This is a genomic window from Streptomyces sp. NPDC047886, from assembly GCF_043204435.1.
Lineage (GTDB): Bacteria > Actinomycetota > Actinomycetes > Streptomycetales > Streptomycetaceae > Streptomyces.
The window spans coordinates 69,488-87,236 of the sequence record NZ_JBIDCF010000012.1; the positions used below are offsets into that span (position 1 = coordinate 69,488).

Below are 17,749 nucleotides of genomic sequence, written 5' to 3' on the forward strand. Positions count from 1 at the left end.
TCTTCGTGCCGGTTGCTGTGCCCGTGCCCGTGCCCGTCCCCGTGCCGGTCGCCGGGCCCGTTCCCGTGCCGGTCGCCGGGCCCGTTTCCGCGCCGGTCGCCGCGCCCGTTCCCGTCCCGGTCTTCGTGCCCGTTTCCCCGGTCCCGGGCTCGTTGTCAGTGGGCCCCGGTAGGTTCTGTGGTCGACAGGCGATCCCACACCGGAGGTTGTTGACGTGACCGACACCCAGCTGCTGCCCGAGTCCTGGCGCGGCGTCCTCGGAGACGAGCTGCTGAAGCCGTACTTCAAGCTGCTCACCGAGTTCGTCGATGAGGAGCGGGCCAAGGGGCCGGTCTACCCGCCGCGGGACCAGGTGTTCGCCGCGCTGGAGGCCACTCCGTACGACCGGGTCAAGGTCCTCGTCCTCGGCCAGGACCCGTACCACGGCGAGGGCCAGGGGCACGGCCTGTGCTTCTCGGTGCGGCCGGGCGTCAAGACGCCGCCCTCCCTGCGGAACATCTACAAGGAGATGCAGGAGGAGCTGGGGCACCCCGTCCCCGACAACGGCTACCTCATGCCCTGGGCCGAGCAGGGCGTGCTGCTGCTCAACGCGGTGCTCACGGTCCGGGCCGGCGAGGCCAACTCGCACAAGGGCAAGGGCTGGGAGAAGTTCACCGACGCGGTGATCTCCGCCGTGGCGGCCCGCCCCGACCCGGCCGTGTTCGTCCTCTGGGGCAACTACGCGCAGAAGAAGCTGCCGCTCATCGACGAGACGCGGCACGTGGTCGTGAAAGGCGCGCACCCCTCGCCGCTCTCCGCGAAGAAGTTCTTCGGCTCCCGCCCCTTCACCCAGATCGACAAGGCGATCGCCGAGCAGGGCCACGAGCCCATCGACTGGCGCATCCCGAACCTCGGCTGACCGCCGCCGGCCGCCGCCGGCCGCCGTGCCGCGAGAGCTCGGGGCCCGCCCCGCCCCCGAGCCTGAGCCGGATCGGCCACGGCGGCCGTTAGCGTCGGAGCACGACCGATGAGTGGAGGACCAGCGTGACGGAGCAGCAGCGCGAGGCGTCGGAGGACGCCGTTATGACCAGGATCGGGCAGGCGATGATGCTGCTCCACGGGGGCGACCGCGAGGAGGCGCGCAACCGGTTCGGCGAGCTGTGGGGGCAGATCGGCGAGGACGGCGACCCGCTGCACCGGTGCACCCTCGCGCACTACATGGCCGATGCCCAGGACGACCCCGCGGACGAGCTCGCCTGGGACCTGCGGGCGCTCGGGGCGGCCGAAAGCCTCACCGAAGAGCGGCTCGCCCGACACGACTCCGCGGTGGCGCTGCGGGCGCTGTACCCGTCGCTGCACCTCAACCTCGCCGCCGACTACGTCCGGCTGAGTCGGCCGGACGAGGCACGGGTCCACCTCGACCGCGCCCGGGTCTCGTCGGCCGCGCTGGACGACGACGGGTACGGCAACGGCGTCCGGGCCGCGATCGAGCGCCTGGACCGCAGCCTCCGCGCCCGCTGACCCACCTGGCTCGCCCGCCGGGGGACGCCACCGCCCGTCCCGCGCCACCGCCCGTCCCGCGCCACCGCCCGGCGGACGCCACCGCCCGGCGGACGCGGGCCCAGGTCGCCGGGCCCCGGACGCGGGCCCGCCGCCCCCGTCAGGCGTCGTACGCGGGACCCAGCATGCCGCGCAGCAGTTCCTCGAAGCCGGTGCGGAGGTCCTCGCGGGCCGGGACCGACGAATGGAACGACCCGGCGGCGCAGGAGAACATCAGCCCCTCGCACCAGGCGATCAGCGACAGGGCGTGGCGCTGCGGATCGGCCGACCCGGCCGCCGCCATCAGGGCGACCAGCGGCTCCCGGAACCGGCGTCCCGTCTCGTCGTAGAAGGCCCGCAGCTCGGGGCGGCGGGTGGCCTCCAGGCCCAGTTCGTACCGGGCGACCAGCAGCTCGCGGTGGCGGGTCAGATAGCGGTGCAGCGCCAGGGACAGCGCGTCCACCAGGACGTCGAGCCCGGCACCCGGCGTCACCGTCCCGGTGACGTCCAGCACGCGCGCCTCACGCTCGGCGAGCCGCCGTACCGCCGCCTCCAGCAGGGCCTGACGCGTCCGGGCGTGGTTGGACGTCGACCCCTGGGGGAGTCCCGCGAGTTCGTCCACGGCCCGGTGGGTCAGCCCCCGCATGCCCCGTTCCGCGAGCAGCGTCAGGGCGGTGTCGGCGACCAGGGCCGCCCGGTCGCGGGACGAGGTGCCGGTCGTGCGTGCGTTCATACGGCCCAACCTACCGTCGGCACTACAGCTGTAGTACGGTTCTGGAGTCAGGTCACTACATCTGTAGTTCCGGAGGGGTCATGGCCCACGACGCATCCCGCACCGACCGCGATCACCACGGCGACCACGACCATCGGGGCGACCACGATCACCGCAGCGACCGCAGCGACCGGGGCGACCGGGGCGACCGGGCAGGTCGGGCCCATCGGGCCGTCGTCATCGGCGGCGGCATCGGCGGACTGACCGCCGCACTCGCCCTGCACCTGCGCGGCTGGCACGTCACCGTCCTGGAGCGCGCCGCGTCGCTCCGGCCCGTCGGCGCCGGCATCGGACTCGCGCCGAACGCGCAGCGGGCCCTGGACACGATCGGCCTCGGCGACGAGATCCGGGCCCTCGCCGCCTGGCAGGGCGCGGGCGGCATGCGCACCCCGCGCGGCCGCTGGCTCGCCCGTATGAGCAGTGAGGCCGCCGCCCGGCGGTTCGGCGGGCCGCTCGTCCTGGTGCACCGCGCCACCCTCATCGACGCCCTGGTGTCCCGGCTGCCCGACGGGGCCGTGCGTACGGGTGCCGCTGCCTCCCTCACCGACCCCGGCGTCCCGGACGGCCGCCCCGCTACGGTCACCACCCCCGACGGCACGATCGAGGCCGACCTCGTCGTCGGCGCCGACGGGATCGGGTCAGCCGTACGCGGGACGCTGTTCCCACGTCACCCGGGACCCCGGTACACCGGCTTCACCACCTGGCGCGTCGTCGTGCCCGCGCCCGCACGGCCCTTCGCACCGCACGAGACCTGGGGGCCGGGCACGCTGTGGGGGAGCCAGCCCCTCCGGGACGGCCGGGTCTACGCGTACGCCGCCGCCCTCGCACCGGTGGGCGACCGTGCCGTCGACGACGAGAAGGCCGAACTGCTCCGCCGCTTCGGGGACTGGCACGACCCCATCCCGACGATCATCGACGCGGCCCGTCCCGACAGCGTGCTGCGCCACGACGTGCACCACATGATCGACCCGCTGCCCGCCTTCCACCGGGGCCGCACCGCGCTGCTCGGCGACGCCGCGCACGCGATGGCACCCATGCTCGCCCAGGGCGGCAACCAGGCCGTCGAGGACGGGGTCGTCCTCGCCCACCACCTGCCGCCGGGTCAGGACATCGGGCCCGCTCTCGCCGCGTACTCGGCGGCCCGCACGGCGCGCACCCACATGGTGGTGCGCCGATCCGCCCGCGTGGCCCGGCTCATCGCCGTGACCGGTGTCCCGGCCGTCGCGGCACGCGGCGCCCTGATGTCCCTCGCCCGGTTCGGCCCCGGGCTCGCCCTGCGCGCCTTCGACGGCATCGCGGACTGGCAGCCCCCGGGGCAGCCCCCGGGGTACCCACGCCCCCGCCGGGCATACGATCAGGTCACCGGGTGACGGTGGAGCACGCGGGTGAACGTGGAGCACGACTGAGGGGACCGCCGTGAAGGTTGGCTGCATCGGACTGGGCGACATCGCGCGCAAGGCGTATCTGCCGGTGCTCACCACCCTCCCCGGGGTGGAACTGCACCTCCAGACCCGCACGCCCGCCACCCTCGCCAGGGTCGCCGAGACCCACCACATCCCGGCCGCCCGCTGCCACACCGACCTCGGCTCCCTGCTCGCGGCGGGGCTCGACGCGGCGTTCGTGCACGCCCCGACGTCCGCGCACGCCGAGATCGTCACCCGGCTCCTGGAGGCGGGCGTCCCCACCTACGTCGACAAGCCCCTCGCCTACGAACTGGCCGAATCCCGCCGACTGGTCGACCTCGCCGAACGGCGCGGCACCGGCCTCGCCGTCGGCTTCAACCGCCGCTACGCCCCCGCGTACGAGCAGTGCCTGGACCACCCGCGCGACCTGATCCTCATGCAGAAGAACCGGATCGGGCTGCCCGAGGACCCGCGCACCCTCGTCCTGGACGACTTCATCCACGTCGTGGACACCCTGCGGTTCCTGCTGCCCGGCCCCGTCGAGCACACCGACGTACGGGCCCGCGTCCGCGACGGGCTGATGCACCACGTGGTGCTCCAGCTCTCCGGTGACGGCTTCACCGCCATCGGCATGATGAACCGGATGAACGGCTCCGCCGAGGAGATCCTGGAGGTCTCCGGGCAGGACACCAAGCGCCAGGTCGTCAACCTCGCGGAGATCGTCGACCACAAGGGCCAGCCGAGCGTACGGCGGCGCGGCGACTGGGTGCCCGTCGCCCGGCAGCGCGGCATCGAACAGGTCGTGCGCGCCTTCCTGGACGACGTACGCGCCGGAAAGGCCGTCAGCGCGCGCGACGCCCTGAAGACCCACGAACTGTGCGAGCGGATCGTGCGCGAGTCCCTGGAGCAGGCGGCCGCCTGACGACCCGTGCCCGTGCGCCGGCCCGTACGCCGACGACGGCTCCCAGGACCGCCAGCACCGCCAGCGCCCCGTACACCGGCCAGTCCCCGAACCGTACGTACGGGGTCGTCGCGGAGGCCAGCGGGACGTCGTACACGGCGGCCGTGCTGCGGTCCGTGCCCAGCGGCGCGCCGACCCGGGCACCGTCCGGGCCGAACACCGCGCTGACGCCCGTGAGCGTCGCGTGCACCATCGGCCGACCCGTCTCCGCCGCCCTCAGCGCCGCCAGCGACGCGTGCTGCGCGGGCGCCCAGCTCTCCTGGAACGTGGACGTCGCCGACTGCGCGACCAGCAGCCGCGCACCCTCCCGGGCCAGATGCCGGCTCATGTCGGGGAACGCCGACTCGAAGCACACGAGCGGGCCGAGCCGCAGCCCGTCCCCGCCCGCGGTCATCACCACGGGCGCCGTTCCGCGCCGCCGGTCCTCGCCCGCGGCCCGGCCCACCGAGGTCACCCACCCCAGCACCGACCGCGCCGGGACGTACTCGCCGAACGGCACCAGCCGCATCTTGTCGTAGCGGTCACCGGTCGGCCCCCCGGGACCGACGAGCACGCTGCTCTTGTAGATGCCCGGCCGGTCCGAGCGGCGCGCGTCCACATTGACCAGCAGTTCGGCGCCGACGTCCCGCGACAGCGCCGCCAGCCGGTCCGCGAACTCCGGCCGCGCCGCCAGGTCCGCGCCGACACTGCTCTCGCCCCACACCACCAGGTCCACGTCCCGGTCGGCCAACCGCCGGGTGAGCTCCTCACCGCGCGCGAACCGCCGGTCGGCGCCGCCCGGCCCACCGATCACCCCCGGCTGTACGAGCGCGACCCGCACCTGCCCCGTCGGCTGTGGGGCCGGCAGCCACAGCCACACCGACATCACAGTGACCGCGCACACCGTCAACCCGACCATCGCGGCCGTACGGCGGTGGGGGACCGCCACGAGAAGAGCCAACGCCGTATTCGCGGCCACCACGAGCAGCGTCAGCAGCCAGACCCCGCCCAGCGCCGCGACCCGCAGCGCCGCCGGAACCTGCCACTGGCTCGCGCCCAGCAGCCCCCATGGCCCGCCGAGCCCCTCCCAGGACCGCACGAGCTCGATCATCAGCCATGCGGACGGCACCCCCACCAGCGCGGCCACCGCCCGGCCCCGGGACGGCGCACCGGCCAGCGACCACCGCACCAGCCACCCCCAGGGCGCCCACAGCAGCCCGAGCAGTCCGGCCAGCAGCAGGATGAAGACGTGCAGGTTCGGCATCAGCCAGTGGTGCACGGCCAGCATGAACCCCATGCCGCCCAGCCATCCGTCGAGCGCCGCCCGCCGTCCGGTCGGGGCGGTACGGATCAGCAGCAGCCACGGGACGAGCGCGACGTACGCCCACCACCACAGGGACGGGGCCGGGAACGCCAGCGCGGGCAGCGCTCCGGCGACCACGGCGGCGGCCCCCCGCCCCCAGCGGGCGGCGGCGGCCGGTCTCGTCGGTGCCGTGTCCGGTGCCTTGCCCGGACCCGTGCCGGATGTGGTGTCCGGTGTCGTGCCCGATGTGGTGTCCGGTGTCGTGCCCGGCTCCGTGCCAGGTTCCGCGTCCGGGGATACCGCCGAGGCGCCCCGGTCGGCGTCACCGTGTGGTTCCGCCGTGCCGTGCCGCCCCGCCGCGTCCCGCCGGCCGACCGGAATCCGCATGCCGCGCCTCCTCGCCCCCGCAGGGGGGAACGGTTCCGACTCCAGTGTGCTGGAGCGGTTCAGCCGCTGGACAGCGCGCCGGGCGGGCGCCGCCACTTCTCGTGGACGACCACCGACCGCAGCCGCCAGCCCGCGTCCGTGCGCGACAGCCCGAACGCGTACCGCCCGCCGGAGACGAAGTCGCCGCCCGTTCCTTCGGCGCCGTCGCCGCTGTCGAGGCGCATCGGGTTGACGTAGTCCGCCAGGACGTCGGCGCTGTCGCCTGGGTAGCCGCCCAGATCCTCCAGCCGTACGCGCCGGTTGACGATGAGGTGCTGGCGAACCGGGAACAGCCGCATCGCCCCGGTCAGCCAGTCGGCGACCTCGTCGGCCGCGCCCGCGATGCCGCCCGCGCTCCGGTAGTCCGCCCGTCCGTCCCGGGTGAACAGCCGCCGGTAGGCGGCCCAGTCCGCGTCGTCCACCGCCACGGCGTACCCGGTGATCAGCTCGTCGATGGCCAGCCGGTCCATCACGGTCGCGAGATCCACGCGCTGCGTCATCGGATCAGTGTGGGACAGCGGGGCGCGACACGCCAGGGTCCCTGCGGCCACGTCATGGACCTGTGCACCGACGGATCACGCGGCCTCCCACTGGTGCGCGCGGCCACCGCGCCATTCCACCAGCTGCGGGTCGTCCAGCACCATGTCGGCCTCCTCCAGTCCGGCGCGGCGGAGGAACTCGATCAGATCGGCGTCGTTGTGGGCGAGGCCCAGGATCTGGCCGCGCACGGTGACGCGCCGCCCGCCGTCGGCGGCCGGGCGATGCACGACGATGGGGGCCTGCCACGCCATAGCACCAGGGTGACACAGCGACCGTGTGGGGGGTGAACGCACACGGGGTGTGAATGGAACACCTGCATATATGCGACGTGCGCCCTGGTGCCGTTGGTGCCGTCACGGCACTCTGAACACAGGAGCCCGGGCATGAGAACCGGGCCGCGGGCCGCCGGAACCCCCCCCTCACGGCGGCCCGCGTTCCCCTGCCCCGACGCCGTCGGCGAGGGCGAACGCGTGAGCCCGCGGACTGGCCCGCGTGAGGGGCTCGGCCGCGGGCTCGCCGACGCGTGCGCTCAGCCCGCCGACTCGCCCGCGTGCGGGCTCAGGACGCCCAGCCAGACCAGCGCGAACAGCAGGAGTCCGAGCGCTATCCGGTAGATCACGAACGGCATGAAGCTCTTGGTCGTGATGAACTTCATGAACCAGGCGATGACGGCGTAGCCGACGAAGAACGCGATGACCGTCGCGAAGATGGTCGGCCCCCAGGACACATGGCCCTCGGTGGCGTCCTTCAGCTCGTAGAGGCCCGACGCCAGCACGGCCGGGATCGCGAGGAGGAACGAGTAGCGGGCGGCCGCCTCGCGCGAGTAGTTCATCAGCAGGCCGCCGCTGATCGTCGCGCCCGAGCGCGAGACGCCCGGGATCAGCGCCATCGCCTGGCACATGCCGAAGATCAGGCCGTCCTTCACGCCCAGGTCCTTGAGCGTCTTGCGCTCGGGTGCGGCGCGGTGCCTGCCGCCCTCCTGCGTCCGGGAGGCCAGCCGGTCGGCGACGCCCAGGACGATGCCCAGCACGATGAGCGTCGTGGCGATCAGCCGCAGATCCCGGAACGGTCCCTCGATGTGGTCCTTGAGGGTGACGCCCAGCACGCCGATCGGGATCGAGCCCACGATCACCAGCCAGCCCATGCGGGCGTCGTGGTCGGCACGCATCGCCTTGTCCGTCAGCGACCGGGTCCATGCCGAAAGGATCCGCCCGATGTCCTTGCGGAAGTAGATCAGGACCGCCGTCTCCGTACCGATCTGTGTGATGGCGGTGAAGGCCGCACCCGGGTCGTGCCAACCGGCGAACGCGGCCGTGAGGCGCAGATGCGCGCTCGAGGAGATGGGCAGAAACTCCGTCAGCCCCTGGACCAGCCCAAGGATGAGCGATTCGAACCAATTCATGGGGCTAACGGCCGTCCCGTATGTACGTGTGCGGTCAACGTGCTGCTGATGCGGTCGTCACGGCGCGCCGGAGATCGGCGGCCGGTCGGTGCGCAGCGTACCGTCTCAGGGTGAACGACCGGTGATCCGGTCGTTGCGCTCGGGTGCCGACGGCGCCCGTCAGCGACGCGCCAGCGGTACCCGCTCCGACGTCTGCTCCGGTGCCTGTTCCCGTGCCTGTTCCGACGCCTGGTCCGTGGCCGGTCGCTCCGGTTCGCCGGGGCCGCCGCGCAGCCCGTGCCGCTTGCGCCAGGCGACCACGGCGGCGGCCAGGCCGGACAGGACGATGAACCCGGTGGCGAAGAGGAAGGCCGGTGACGTCGGGGACGCGGCCTCGCTGCCCGCGATCACGTACGCGGCGGTGTTGGGGATCGAGCCGATGCCGGTGGCCAGCAGGAACGGCGTGTACCCCATGCGGGAGACCGCCGCGCAGTAGTTGGCGGCGGCGAACGGCACGCCCGGGAACAGCCGGATCGCCAGCACCGAGCGGAACCCGTGCCGGCTCAGCTGCCCGTCGGCCGCGCGCAGCCAGCGCCCCCGTACGAGCGGGCGCAGCGCGTCCTGGCCGAGTACCCGGCCGAGCGTGAACGCGATGCCCGCGCCCAGTACCGTCCCGCCGAGTGCCGCGGCGAGGCCCGCCTGCGAGCCGAACAGGGCGCCGGCCGCCAGATTGAGCACAGGGCGCGGTACGAAGGCCGCCGTGCACAGCCCGTACGCGAGCCCGAACAGCAGCACCGCGCCCGCCCCGGCCATCTGCGGCGGCCACCCGGCCGCCAGCAGCCGCTGCGGCTGGTACACCACGACGGTCGCCGCGGCGGCGGCGAGGACCGTGACGAGCAGCGCGAGCCGCGACCAGGGCGACAGGAGGACCCGGGAGCAGCGCGGGGCGAGACCGGACGGCGTCCGGACGACGGGGTCGAGCACCCGGGGAGAGTAACCGACCGGGACATGTGATCGCCGTAACGCACGACGCACCGCCCCTCACCGGTCCGGCACACGGTGATCGCCACCGGTGCACGGCGGCCGTCGGCCCGGCACAGGGCGATCGCCCACCGGCGCACCGCCGCCCCCGGTCCGGCCCACGGTGATCGCCACCGGCCCGCACCCCCCTTCGCCGGTGCCGCCCCTTCGCCGGTGCCGCCCCGTCGCCACGGCTCGCCCCCGTCTCCATGGCTCGCCCGGGTCACCACCGGAGGCCGGAGAGGGGCCGCCGGGAAAACCGTTCGACGTGCTCGTGCCGTCACGGCAGGATCGACGCCATGTTCCGGTACGCCTTCCTCGCAGCGTCGTCCGCGGTCGCGGACGCGCCGAAGGCTGCCGCCATCGTCCTGGACGGCGCCCGAAGCTGACCCTTCCCGGATCGATCGTCCGGCGGACCCCGTACGGGGAGGGTCGGCAAGGCCGAGGGGTCCCACCACGCTTCGAGTTCCGGAGAGGAACCGCCCCGTCATGTCCAAGACGGCATACGTGCGCACCAAGCCGCACCTCAACATCGGCACCATGGGCCACGTCGACCATGGCAAGACCACTCTCACCGCCGCCATCACCAAGGTCCTCAGCGACCGGGGGACCGGCACGTTCGTGCCGTTCGACCGGATCGACCGGGCGCCGGAGGAGGCGCAGCGCGGCATCACCATCAACATCGCGCACGTCGAGTACGAGACCGACACCCGCCACTACGCGCACGTCGACATGCCCGGCCACGCCGACTACGTCAAGAACATGGTCACCGGGGCCGCGCAGCTCGACGGGGCGATCCTCGTCGTCTCCGCGCTCGACGGGATCATGCCGCAGACGGCCGAGCACGTCCTGCTCGCCCGCCAGGTCGGCGTCGACCACATCGTCGTCGCCCTGAACAAGGCGGACGCGGGTGACGACGAGCTCACCGACCTGGTCGAGCTGGAGGTGCGCGAGCTGCTCACCGCGCACGGCTACGGCGGCGACGCCGTTCCCGTCGTACGGGTCTCCGGGCTGCGGGCCCTGGAGGGCGACCCGCGCTGGACGGCCGCCATCGAGGCGCTGCTCGACGCCGTGGACACGTATGTGCCGATGCCCGTGCGCTACGTGGACGCGCCGTTCCTGATGCCGGTGGAGAACGTGCTGACGATCACCGGGCGGGGAACCGTCGTCACCGGGGCCGTCGAGCGCGGCACGGTACGGGTCGGGGACCGGGTACGGGTGCTCGGCGCCGACACCGAGACGGTGGTGACCGGCGTGGAGACCTTCGGCAAGCCGATGGAGTCCGCGCAGGCCGGCGACAACGTCGCGCTGCTCCTGCGCGGTGTGCCGCGCGACGCGGTCCGGCGCGGCCACGTGGTGGCCGAGCCCGGCAGCGTCGTGCCGAGCCGCCGGTTCACGGCGCGGGTGTACGTCCTGTCGGCCCGTGAGGGCGGGCGGGCCACCCCGGTCTCCACCGGCTACCGGCCGCAGTTCTACATCCGCACCGCGGACGTCGTCGGGGACGTCGACCTCGGTGACGCGGCCGTCGCGCGCCCCGGCGAGACGGTCACCATGACCGTCGAGCTGGGCCGGGACGTGCCGCTGGAGGCCGGGCTCGGCTTCGCCATCCGCGAGGGCGGGCGGACGGTCGGCGCCGGCACGGTGACCGCCCTGCTGTGACCACTGGGAGAATGGGGCGGTGACCGAGCCGATCCCCGTCCTCCGTGCCGTCGACGGCGGCACCGCCAAGCTCATGCCGGACGTGGACCGGGAGCGGGCCTGGCTGCTGACCGTCGACGGCGCACCCCAGTCGTACGTCGACCTCGACGATCCGACGTACCTGGAGTTCGAGTACGCGCGCCGGCTCGCGCATGCCGTGGACTGCGCGGCCGACGAGGGCGTCCCGCTCGACGTCGTGCACCTCGGCGGCGGTGCCCTCACCCTGCCGCGCTATGTCGCGGCGACCCGGCCAGGCTCCCGGCAGGACGTGGTCGAGGCCGACGTCGGGCTCCTCGGCCTGGTCGCCGAGCACCTGCCCGTACCGGCGGGGTCGGGCATCACCGTGCACGGCGCGGACGCGCGGAGCTGGCTGGAGGCGGCGCCCCCGGACACGGCGGACGTGCTGATCGGCGACGTCTTCGGCGGCTCCCGGGTGCCCGCGCATCTGACGTCCGTCGAGTACGCGCGGCAGGTCGAACGGGTCCTGCGCCCGGACGGGTGGTACCTCGCGAACCTCGCGGACGGTGCGCCCTTCGCGTTCCTCCGCTCCCAACTGGCCACCCTCGCGGCCGTGTTCGGGCAGCTCGCGCTGATCGCCGAGCCCGCGGTGCTGCGCGGCCGGCGGTTCGGCAACGTGGTGCTCGTCGCGTCGCACACGGCGCCGGACACGGACCGGCTGGCGCGGCGCGCGGCCGCGAACGCGTTTCCCGCCCGGGTGGAGCACGGCCCGTCGCTCGCGCGGCTCACGGGCGGCGCGGCGGTCGTCCGGGACGTGGACGCCGTGGCGTCACCCGAGCCGCCCGGCGGTGCCTTCGGCATCGGGTGACACCGCCGCCCGTCCGGTCTGTGCTTCCGTCGCTGTCGCTGTCGCTGTCGCTGTCGCTGTCGCTGTCGCTGTCGCTGTCTCCGTCGCGGTCTCGGCCTCCGCCCGCGCCGCCCCGCCGCCGGTGACCTCCTTCGTACGGCGCGTCAGGTTCCGTACGTCGGGGACGAGCAGCACCAGGGCGGTGACCAGCACCACCAGCGCCGCGCAGCCCCACAGGGCCTCCGACCGGCCGAAGAGGTTCTCCGCCGGACCGGCCAGCGCGGTCGAAAGCGGCAGCATCGCCGTCGAGCCGAACCAGTCGTACGCGGAGACGCGCGACAGCTTGTCCTCCGGTATCTCCTGGTGCAGGGCCGTCATCCAGGCGACGCCGAACACCTCCAGCGCGAGTCCGCACACGAACATCGTCGCGGCAAGGCCGCCGACCGGCAGCGGCACGGCGAGCGCCGCCGACGGCAGTGCCAGCGGGAACACGCACAGGGTGCCGACGAAGAGCATCCGGCGCGGCTTCCAACGGGTCATCACCAGCGCGCCGCACAGCGTGCCCGCGCCGAACGCCGCCAGCGCCAGTCCCCAGGGCCGTGCGCCGCCGAGCTGGTCCCGGGCGACCAGCGGCCCGTACACCGACTCGGTCGCGCCGACCACCGCCACCACGATGGAGAACTGGGCCACGATCGACCAGAGCCAGGGCCGGCCGGAGAACTCCTTCCAGCCGTCCCGCAGATCGGCGAGCAGCCCGCCCCCCGGCTCGCGTGCCGCGATATGACCGACGTCGAGGAACGCCCGCAGTGAGCCCGCGAGCGCGAAGGCGACCGCGTCGACGGCGAGGACCCAGCCGGGGCCGACGGCGGCGACCAGGGCGCCGCCCAGCGCGGCGCCGCCGATGGCCGCGCCGTTCATGGCCATCCGGAACAGCGCGAAGGCACGGCCGACCTGCTCGCCGCCGACGCTGGACATCAGCATGCCCTCGGCGGCCGGGTTGAAGAACGCCTGCCCCGTACCGCCCAGCGCGCTCAGCAGCATCATCTGCCACAGCTCTGCCTCGCCGGCCAGCACGAGCACGGCGAAGGCGCCCTGGGACACGCAGTTGAGGCCGTTGGCGGCGACCATGACCCGGTGGCGCGGCAGCCGGTCCGCGACCGCGCCGCCGATGAGGAGGAACAGCACCAGCGGCAGGGTGCGGGCCGCCGCGACGAGCCCGACGTCACCGCCGTCGCCGCCGGCCTGGAGCACGGCGAACGCCGCGGCGATCAGGGCGCCGTGGCTGCCGAGGTTGGTGACGACGGCGGCGGCCGTCAGCAGCGTGTAGTTGCGCCCGGCCCACTCGGGCATGTGGCGGCGCGGGCCGGGGAGAGGCGGGGCGGGAGTACTCACTCCGGGACTATCCCCGGCCGGGCCCTGCCGTGCCAATCGGTTTCAGGACCGCCCGCTCCCGGACACCGCGCGGGCGGGTTCCGGGGCGGGCCCGAACGAGCCTGGGTGGTCCGGGAGGTGGGGTCCAGCGCGTCAGGACGTGGCGTCGGCGAGCCGTACGGTGCTGAGGATCTTCTGGATGTCCGCGTTGCTGAGCTCGTCCTTGATGCCCGTGTTGGCGTAGAGGACCCAGGTCGAGAAGTCGCCCTTGGCGGTCTTGAAGGAGAACGCGATGGACTTGCCGTCGGTCTCGCACTTGTTGGCCTTCTTGACGCCCAGGGCCGTGGCCGTGGCGACATGGCCGGTGAGCCCGGACTTGGACGTGTACGGCGTGGCCTTGGTGATCTTGACGGTGCCCTTGGGCTCGGTCTGGGCGTAGCCCGCCCACACCCAGTTGCCGGCCTCGTTGTAGGCCGCCTCGGCGGTGTCCTTGGCGCCCTGCCCGCCCTTGGTGCCGACGGAGGCGAGGCTCCAGGTCTCCTGGCGGCCGTCCTTGTCGGTGTCCAGGCTGCACCAGTTGGTCTTGTAGCGGGCCGGTGCCGACATGGTGACGACCGGGCTGCCGTCGCCGGCCTTCTCGTCCTCGAAGAACGTGCTGGTCCCGGGCGACAGCACCGTCCAGCCGGGCGGGACGTCGAACTGCGTGCCGTACTTCGGGTTGAAGACGACCTTCCACCCGGCAATCGTCGGCTTCGCCGCGGTCGAGCCGTCCCGCGGGTTGTCGACGGGCGGCGCGGCCTCGGTGGGCTCGGTGGACTTCGACGCGCTCTGCGAGGGCTTGGCGTCGCCGCCGGCCGTCGTCTTCTCCCCGTCGTCACCGAGGACCAGGAAGCCCGTGACGCCCGCGGTCACGACGACGGCGGTGGCCGCGACGATCGCGACGATCGTCGTCTTCCGCTTGTCGTCGCCCTGCGGCGGGACCGGCCCGCCCGGCTGGCCGGGCACCGCGTACTGCGGCACGGTCGGCTGCTGGTACGGGTTGGGCTGCGGGTAGCCGGGTTGCGCGGCCTGACCGGGCTGCTGCGGGTATCCCGGCTGCTGCTGGCCGTATCCCGGCTGCTGGTAGGGATTCGGCTGCGGGTAGCCCGCCTGCTGGTACGGGTTCTGCTGCGCGCTCTGCTGCGGATCGTACGGCGGGTTCTGCTGCGGGTTCTGGTCCTGCGGGTTCTGCTCGCCCCCGGGCGGCTGCTGTCCTGGCCACATGGCGAGTAACCATAGAGGGGCGGGGTGCGGGGTGCCACGTCCGCCCCCGGCGGCGGGGCTTCCGGCCTTTACTACCGCCTGGTAACTTCGGGGCATGTCCGAGACCCTGCCGAACATCGGCGAGATGCTGCTGGCCACTGTTCCCATGGCCAAGACCCTGAACCTGGAGGTCGTGGAAGCGACCGCCGAGCGGGCCGTCCTCCGGCTGCCCGACCAGAAGGACTTCCACAACCACGTCGGGGGCCCGCACGCCGGGGCCATGTTCACACTGGCCGAATCGGCCAGCGGCGCGATCGTCATCGGCGCCTTCGGCGACCAGACGGGCCGCGCCGTCCCCCTCGCGGTGAAGGCCGAGATCGGCTACAAGAAGCTCGCCATGGGCGTCGTCACCGCCACCGCGACGCTCGGCCGCCCCAAGGCGGACGTCGTCGCCGAACTCGACGCGGGCCGGCGTCCCGAGTTCCCGGTGAACATCGAGATCACCCGCGAGGACGGCGCCGTGACCGGCGAGATGACCATCGTGTGGACCCTGCGCCCGCAGGGCTGATCGGCCCCTCTTCGTCCGGATACTCGGTCGGGAGCGTCCGGACCGGCCGCCCCGGCACCCTCCTTCGGGTGCCGGGGCGGCCGTGTCTGACGGCATGTCACGGCGATGGCACGCATAGTGCGTGCATGTGTCGGTGCAGCACGAGCGTGCGTGAAGGAGTCGCCGCATGCCCCAGAACGTCTCCCGCCGGTCCGCCCTGCGTCTGCTCGGCGGTGCCGTCACGGTCGCCGCGGCCGTGACCGGCGGACCCCCCGTCCCGGCCGTCGCCGCCCCCGCCCCCGCCCCGGACCCCGCCCCCTCGCCGCTCCCCTCCGACGACGCGGCACCCGCCACCCCGTACCGGGAACGGGTGGACGACCTCGTCTCCCGGCTCACCCTCGACGAGAAGCTCACCTTCCTGCACGGCGCCAAGGACCCGCGCGGCCTCGGCCAGGCCGGCTACATCCCCGGCGTACCGAGACTCGGCATCCCGCCGCTGCGGCTCGCCGACGGCCCCGCCGGCGTCCGCGTCAGGGCCCGCGCCACCGCCCTGCCCGCCCCCGTCATGCTCGCGAGCACCTTCGACCCCGGCCTCGCCCGCGAGTACGGCAGGGTCATCGGACACGAGGGACGCGCCCTCGGCCAGGACGTACTGCTCTCCCCGATGGTCAACCTGATCCGCACCCCGTACGCCGGGCGGAACTTCGAGACCTTCGCCGAGGACCCGCTCCTCTCCGCCGACCTCGTCGCCGAGGAGATCCGCGGCATCCAGGACGAGGGGCTGATCGCGACGGTCAAGCACTTCGCGCTGAACAACCAGGAGCGGGACCGCACCCGCGTCGACGTCCGGGTGGACGAACAGACCCTGCACGAGACGGAGCTGCGCGGCTTCCAGGCCGCCGTCACCGCCGGTGCGGGGTCGGTGATGGGCGCGTACAACAAGGTCGACGGTGTCCACGCCTGCGAGAGCGCGCCCCTCCTCACCGGGGTGCTGCGGGACCTGTGGGGCTTCGACGGCTGGGTCATGAGCGACTGGAACGCCACCCACAGCACCGCGCCCGCCCTCACCGCCGGCCTCGACATGGAGATGCCCGACGGCCGCTGGTTCGGCGCGCCCCTCGCCCGCGCCGTCCGGGACGGCACCGTCCCCGAGACGCTCGTGGACCGCTCCGTACGCCGCGTCCTCACCGTCATGGCCCGCTTCGGCCTCCTCGACGGCACCGCCCCCGCCCGCCCCGCCCGCGACGCCTCCGCCGGTGCCCGGCTCGCCCTGAAGGTCGCCACAGCGGGCGCCACCCTGCTGCGCAACGAGCGGGCCACCCTGCCGCTCACCGGAGCCGCCGCTCGCTCCGTCGCCGTCATCGGCCCGACCGGCGCCGTCCCCTTCGTCAGCGGCGGCGGCAGCGCCCATGTCGTACCCGACCGCGCCGACAGCCCGCTCGACGCCATCACCGCGCGGGCCGGCGGCGACGCCGACGTCACCTACGCCCTCGGCGAGGACCTGTACGGCAAACCGCTGCCCCCCGCCGCCCTCACCCCCGCACCCGGCAGCCCCGGCGCCGACTTCGAGGGGCAGACCGTGGGCGCGGGCCAGAGCGCGACGTACGAGGCGACCCTCACCGTCGACCAGCCCGACGAGTGGACCTTCGTCATCCACTACAGCGGCACCCGCCCGCAGGTCCACCTCGACGGGACGGAACTCTTCGCCGTCCAGGACGGCGTCGCCGAGTTCTTCGCGGGCGGGCTCGTGCCCCGCGCACCCGACGGGCTCACGGTCCGCCGCCGGACCCTCGCCGTCACCGCCGGACGCCACACCCTGCGCGTCACCGCCAAGGGCGGCGCCAAGGGGCAGCTGTTCCGGCTGCGGCGGATCACCGGCGCCACCCGGTCCGCCGACGTCGCCGAGGCGGTGGCCGCCGCCCGCGCCGCGCACAGCGCGGTCCTGTTCGCGTACGAGGACGCCACCGAGGGGCGCGACCGCACGAGCCTCGCGCTGCCCGGCCACCAGGACGCCCTGATCGAGGCGGTGACCGCCGCGAACCCCCGTACCACCGTCGTCCTCAACACCTCGTCGGCCGTCACCATGCCGTGGCTGGCCCGGACGGGCGCCGTGCTCCAGATGTACTACCCGGGGCAGGAGGGCGCCGCCGCGACCGCCGCGGTGCTCTTCGGCGACACCGACCCGGGCGGGCGGCTCACCCAGACGTTCCCCGCGACCGAGGAAGGCCACCCGACCGGCGGCGACCGCCGGCGCTACCCCGGCACGGACGGCGTCCAGGAGTACTCCGAGGGCGTCCGGATCGGCTACCGCTGGTACACGGCGGAGGGAGTCGCCCCCCTCTTCCCGTTCGGCCACGGCCTGTCCTACACGACCTTCGCGTACGAGGGCCTCGCGGTCACGCCCGCCCCGGGCGGCGGCCTCACGGCACGCTTCACCGTGCGCAACACCGGGCACCGCACCGGCGTCACCGTCGCCCAGCTGTACGTCGGCCCCTCACCGGACCTGCCCCCGCGCCTCGACCAGGCGCCGCGGGCGCTCGCCGGTTACCGGCGGCTGGAGCTGCGCCCCGGCGAACTGCGTCACGTCACCGTGCCGATCGCGGCCCGCACCCTGTCCGCCTGGGACCCGGACCGGCGCGGATGGGTGCTCGGCACAGGCAACCGGACCGTCCGTCTGGGCGTCTCCTCCCGTGATCTGCCGCTCGGCGCACGAGCCGAGGTGCTGCCACTGTGACCAGGTAGGCTGCCCCGGCGTGCGCCCGGCGCCCGCGCACGCGCACGCC

16 protein-coding genes are annotated in these 17,749 nt (G+C 73.9%); 8 read left to right on the top strand and 8 right to left on the bottom strand.

The features are described from left to right. The first annotated feature begins 214 nt into the window (after positions 1-214). Both ung and ACGF5U_RS28905 read left to right on the top strand, forming a co-directional pair. The gene (gene ung, locus ACGF5U_RS28900) at positions 215-898 is read left to right on the top strand and encodes a uracil-DNA glycosylase (protein ID WP_392717111.1); all 684 of its coding nucleotides are present in this window, start codon (positions 215-217) and stop codon (positions 896-898) included. A gap of 164 nt (positions 899-1,062) precedes the next feature. Next, the gene (locus ACGF5U_RS28905; RefSeq protein ID WP_392717238.1) at positions 1,063-1,500 is read left to right on the top strand and encodes a hypothetical protein; all 438 of its coding nucleotides are present in this window, start codon (positions 1,063-1,065) and stop codon (positions 1,498-1,500) included. 139 nt (positions 1,501-1,639) lie between these two features. Here the strand turns inward: ACGF5U_RS28905 and ACGF5U_RS28910 are convergent, their stop codons facing one another. Continuing rightward, the gene (locus ACGF5U_RS28910; protein WP_392717109.1) at positions 1,640-2,251 is read right to left on the bottom strand and encodes a TetR/AcrR family transcriptional regulator; all 612 of its coding nucleotides are present in this window, start codon (positions 2,249-2,251) and stop codon (positions 1,640-1,642) included. Positions 2,252-2,331: 80 nt separating this feature from the next. On the opposite strand from ACGF5U_RS28910, the gene ACGF5U_RS28915 reads away from it, so the two are divergent. Both ACGF5U_RS28915 and ACGF5U_RS28920 read left to right on the top strand, forming a co-directional pair. After that, complete coding sequence (locus ACGF5U_RS28915) at positions 2,332-3,660, top strand: FAD-dependent monooxygenase (protein WP_392717107.1); 1,329 nt, start codon at positions 2,332-2,334, stop codon at positions 3,658-3,660. Between the two features lie 46 nt (positions 3,661-3,706). Further along, entirely contained in the window at positions 3,707-4,615 is a 909-nt protein-coding gene (locus tag ACGF5U_RS28920; RefSeq protein ID WP_392717105.1) for a Gfo/Idh/MocA family protein, read from the top strand. Here the strand turns inward: ACGF5U_RS28920 and lnt are convergent. From lnt to ACGF5U_RS28945, 5 genes are all read right to left on the bottom strand, one after another. Beyond that, positions 4,536-6,323: an apolipoprotein N-acyltransferase gene (lnt, locus tag ACGF5U_RS28925; RefSeq protein ID WP_392717103.1), complete on the bottom strand. Its 1,788-nt coding sequence runs from the start codon at positions 6,321-6,323 to the stop codon at positions 4,536-4,538. The two genes, ACGF5U_RS28920 and lnt, sit on opposite strands and share 80 nt — an antisense overlap. 59 nt (positions 6,324-6,382) lie before the next feature. After that, a complete protein-coding gene (locus ACGF5U_RS28930; protein WP_392717101.1) occupies positions 6,383-6,862 on the bottom strand; it encodes a nuclear transport factor 2 family protein in 480 nt (159 codons plus the stop codon). Between the two features lie 75 nt (positions 6,863-6,937). Beyond that, a complete protein-coding gene (locus ACGF5U_RS28935; RefSeq protein ID WP_392717099.1) occupies positions 6,938-7,153 on the bottom strand; it encodes a hypothetical protein in 216 nt (71 codons plus the stop codon). 278 nt (positions 7,154-7,431) lie between these two features. Then, positions 7,432-8,304 carry an undecaprenyl-diphosphate phosphatase gene (locus ACGF5U_RS28940; protein ID WP_392717097.1) on the bottom strand — a complete coding sequence of 291 codons (873 nt, stop codon included), beginning with the start codon at positions 8,302-8,304 and terminating at the stop codon, positions 7,432-7,434. 159 nt (positions 8,305-8,463) lie between these two features. Continuing rightward, positions 8,464-9,267: a TVP38/TMEM64 family protein gene (locus ACGF5U_RS28945; RefSeq protein WP_392717095.1), complete on the bottom strand. Its 804-nt coding sequence runs from the start codon at positions 9,265-9,267 to the stop codon at positions 8,464-8,466. Positions 9,268-9,792: 525 nt separating this feature from the next. On the opposite strand from ACGF5U_RS28945, the gene tuf reads away from it, so the two are divergent. Together tuf and ACGF5U_RS28955 are read left to right on the top strand one after the other, a co-directional pair. Then, a complete protein-coding gene (tuf, locus tag ACGF5U_RS28950) occupies positions 9,793-10,962 on the top strand; it encodes an elongation factor Tu (protein ID WP_392717093.1) in 1,170 nt (389 codons plus the stop codon). A gap of 19 nt (positions 10,963-10,981) precedes the next feature. After that, positions 10,982-11,827, top strand: coding sequence for a spermidine synthase (locus ACGF5U_RS28955; RefSeq protein ID WP_392717091.1), 846 nt, complete (start codon positions 10,982-10,984; stop codon positions 11,825-11,827). Here the strand turns inward: ACGF5U_RS28955 and ACGF5U_RS28960 are convergent. Then, positions 11,789-13,156, bottom strand: a complete 1,368-nt coding sequence (locus ACGF5U_RS28960) for an MFS transporter (protein WP_392717236.1) — start codon at positions 13,154-13,156, stop codon at positions 11,789-11,791. The genes ACGF5U_RS28955 and ACGF5U_RS28960 overlap by 39 nt on opposite strands. Positions 13,157-13,330: 174 nt before the next feature. Beyond that, positions 13,331-14,440 (bottom strand): hypothetical protein, encoded by a 1,110-nt coding sequence (locus tag ACGF5U_RS28965; protein WP_392717089.1) that lies wholly within the window; start codon positions 14,438-14,440, stop codon positions 13,331-13,333. Between the two features lie 94 nt (positions 14,441-14,534). Between ACGF5U_RS28965 and ACGF5U_RS28970 the strand changes: the two genes are divergently transcribed. Continuing rightward, positions 14,535-14,987 (top strand): DUF4442 domain-containing protein, encoded by a 453-nt coding sequence (locus ACGF5U_RS28970; RefSeq protein ID WP_392717087.1) that lies wholly within the window; start codon positions 14,535-14,537, stop codon positions 14,985-14,987. A gap of 166 nt (positions 14,988-15,153) precedes the next feature. Then, the gene (locus tag ACGF5U_RS28975; RefSeq protein ID WP_392717085.1) at positions 15,154-17,700 is read left to right on the top strand and encodes a beta-glucosidase; all 2,547 of its coding nucleotides are present in this window, start codon (positions 15,154-15,156) and stop codon (positions 17,698-17,700) included. Positions 17,701-17,749: the final 49 nt, after the last annotated feature.

Bases quoted from the DNA above. Each gene is read 5' to 3' on its own strand.
- ACGF5U_RS28905 (WP_392717238.1), top strand. From the start codon at position 1,063: ATGACCAGGATCGGGCAGGCGATGATGCTGCTCCACGGGGGCGACCGC.
- ACGF5U_RS28910 (WP_392717109.1), bottom strand. From the start codon at position 2,251: ATGAACGCACGCACGACCGGCACCTCGTCCCGCGACCGGGCGGCCCTG.
- ACGF5U_RS28915 (WP_392717107.1), top strand. From the start codon at position 2,332: ATGGCCCACGACGCATCCCGCACCGACCGCGATCACCACGGCGACCAC.
- lnt (WP_392717103.1), bottom strand. From the start codon at position 6,323: ATGCGGATTCCGGTCGGCCGGCGGGACGCGGCGGGGCGGCACGGCACG.
- ACGF5U_RS28930 (WP_392717101.1), bottom strand. From the start codon at position 6,862: ATGACGCAGCGCGTGGATCTCGCGACCGTGATGGACCGGCTGGCCATC.
- ACGF5U_RS28935 (WP_392717099.1), bottom strand. From the start codon at position 7,153: ATGGCGTGGCAGGCCCCCATCGTCGTGCATCGCCCGGCCGCCGACGGC.
- ACGF5U_RS28940 (WP_392717097.1), bottom strand. From the start codon at position 8,304: ATGAATTGGTTCGAATCGCTCATCCTTGGGCTGGTCCAGGGGCTGACG.
- tuf (WP_392717093.1), top strand. From the start codon at position 9,793: ATGTCCAAGACGGCATACGTGCGCACCAAGCCGCACCTCAACATCGGC.
- ACGF5U_RS28960 (WP_392717236.1), bottom strand. From the start codon at position 13,156: ATGCCCGAGTGGGCCGGGCGCAACTACACGCTGCTGACGGCCGCCGCC.
- ACGF5U_RS28965 (WP_392717089.1), bottom strand. From the start codon at position 14,440: ATGTGGCCAGGACAGCAGCCGCCCGGGGGCGAGCAGAACCCGCAGGAC.
- ACGF5U_RS28970 (WP_392717087.1), top strand. From the start codon at position 14,535: ATGTCCGAGACCCTGCCGAACATCGGCGAGATGCTGCTGGCCACTGTT.
- ACGF5U_RS28975 (WP_392717085.1), top strand. From the start codon at position 15,154: ATGCCCCAGAACGTCTCCCGCCGGTCCGCCCTGCGTCTGCTCGGCGGT.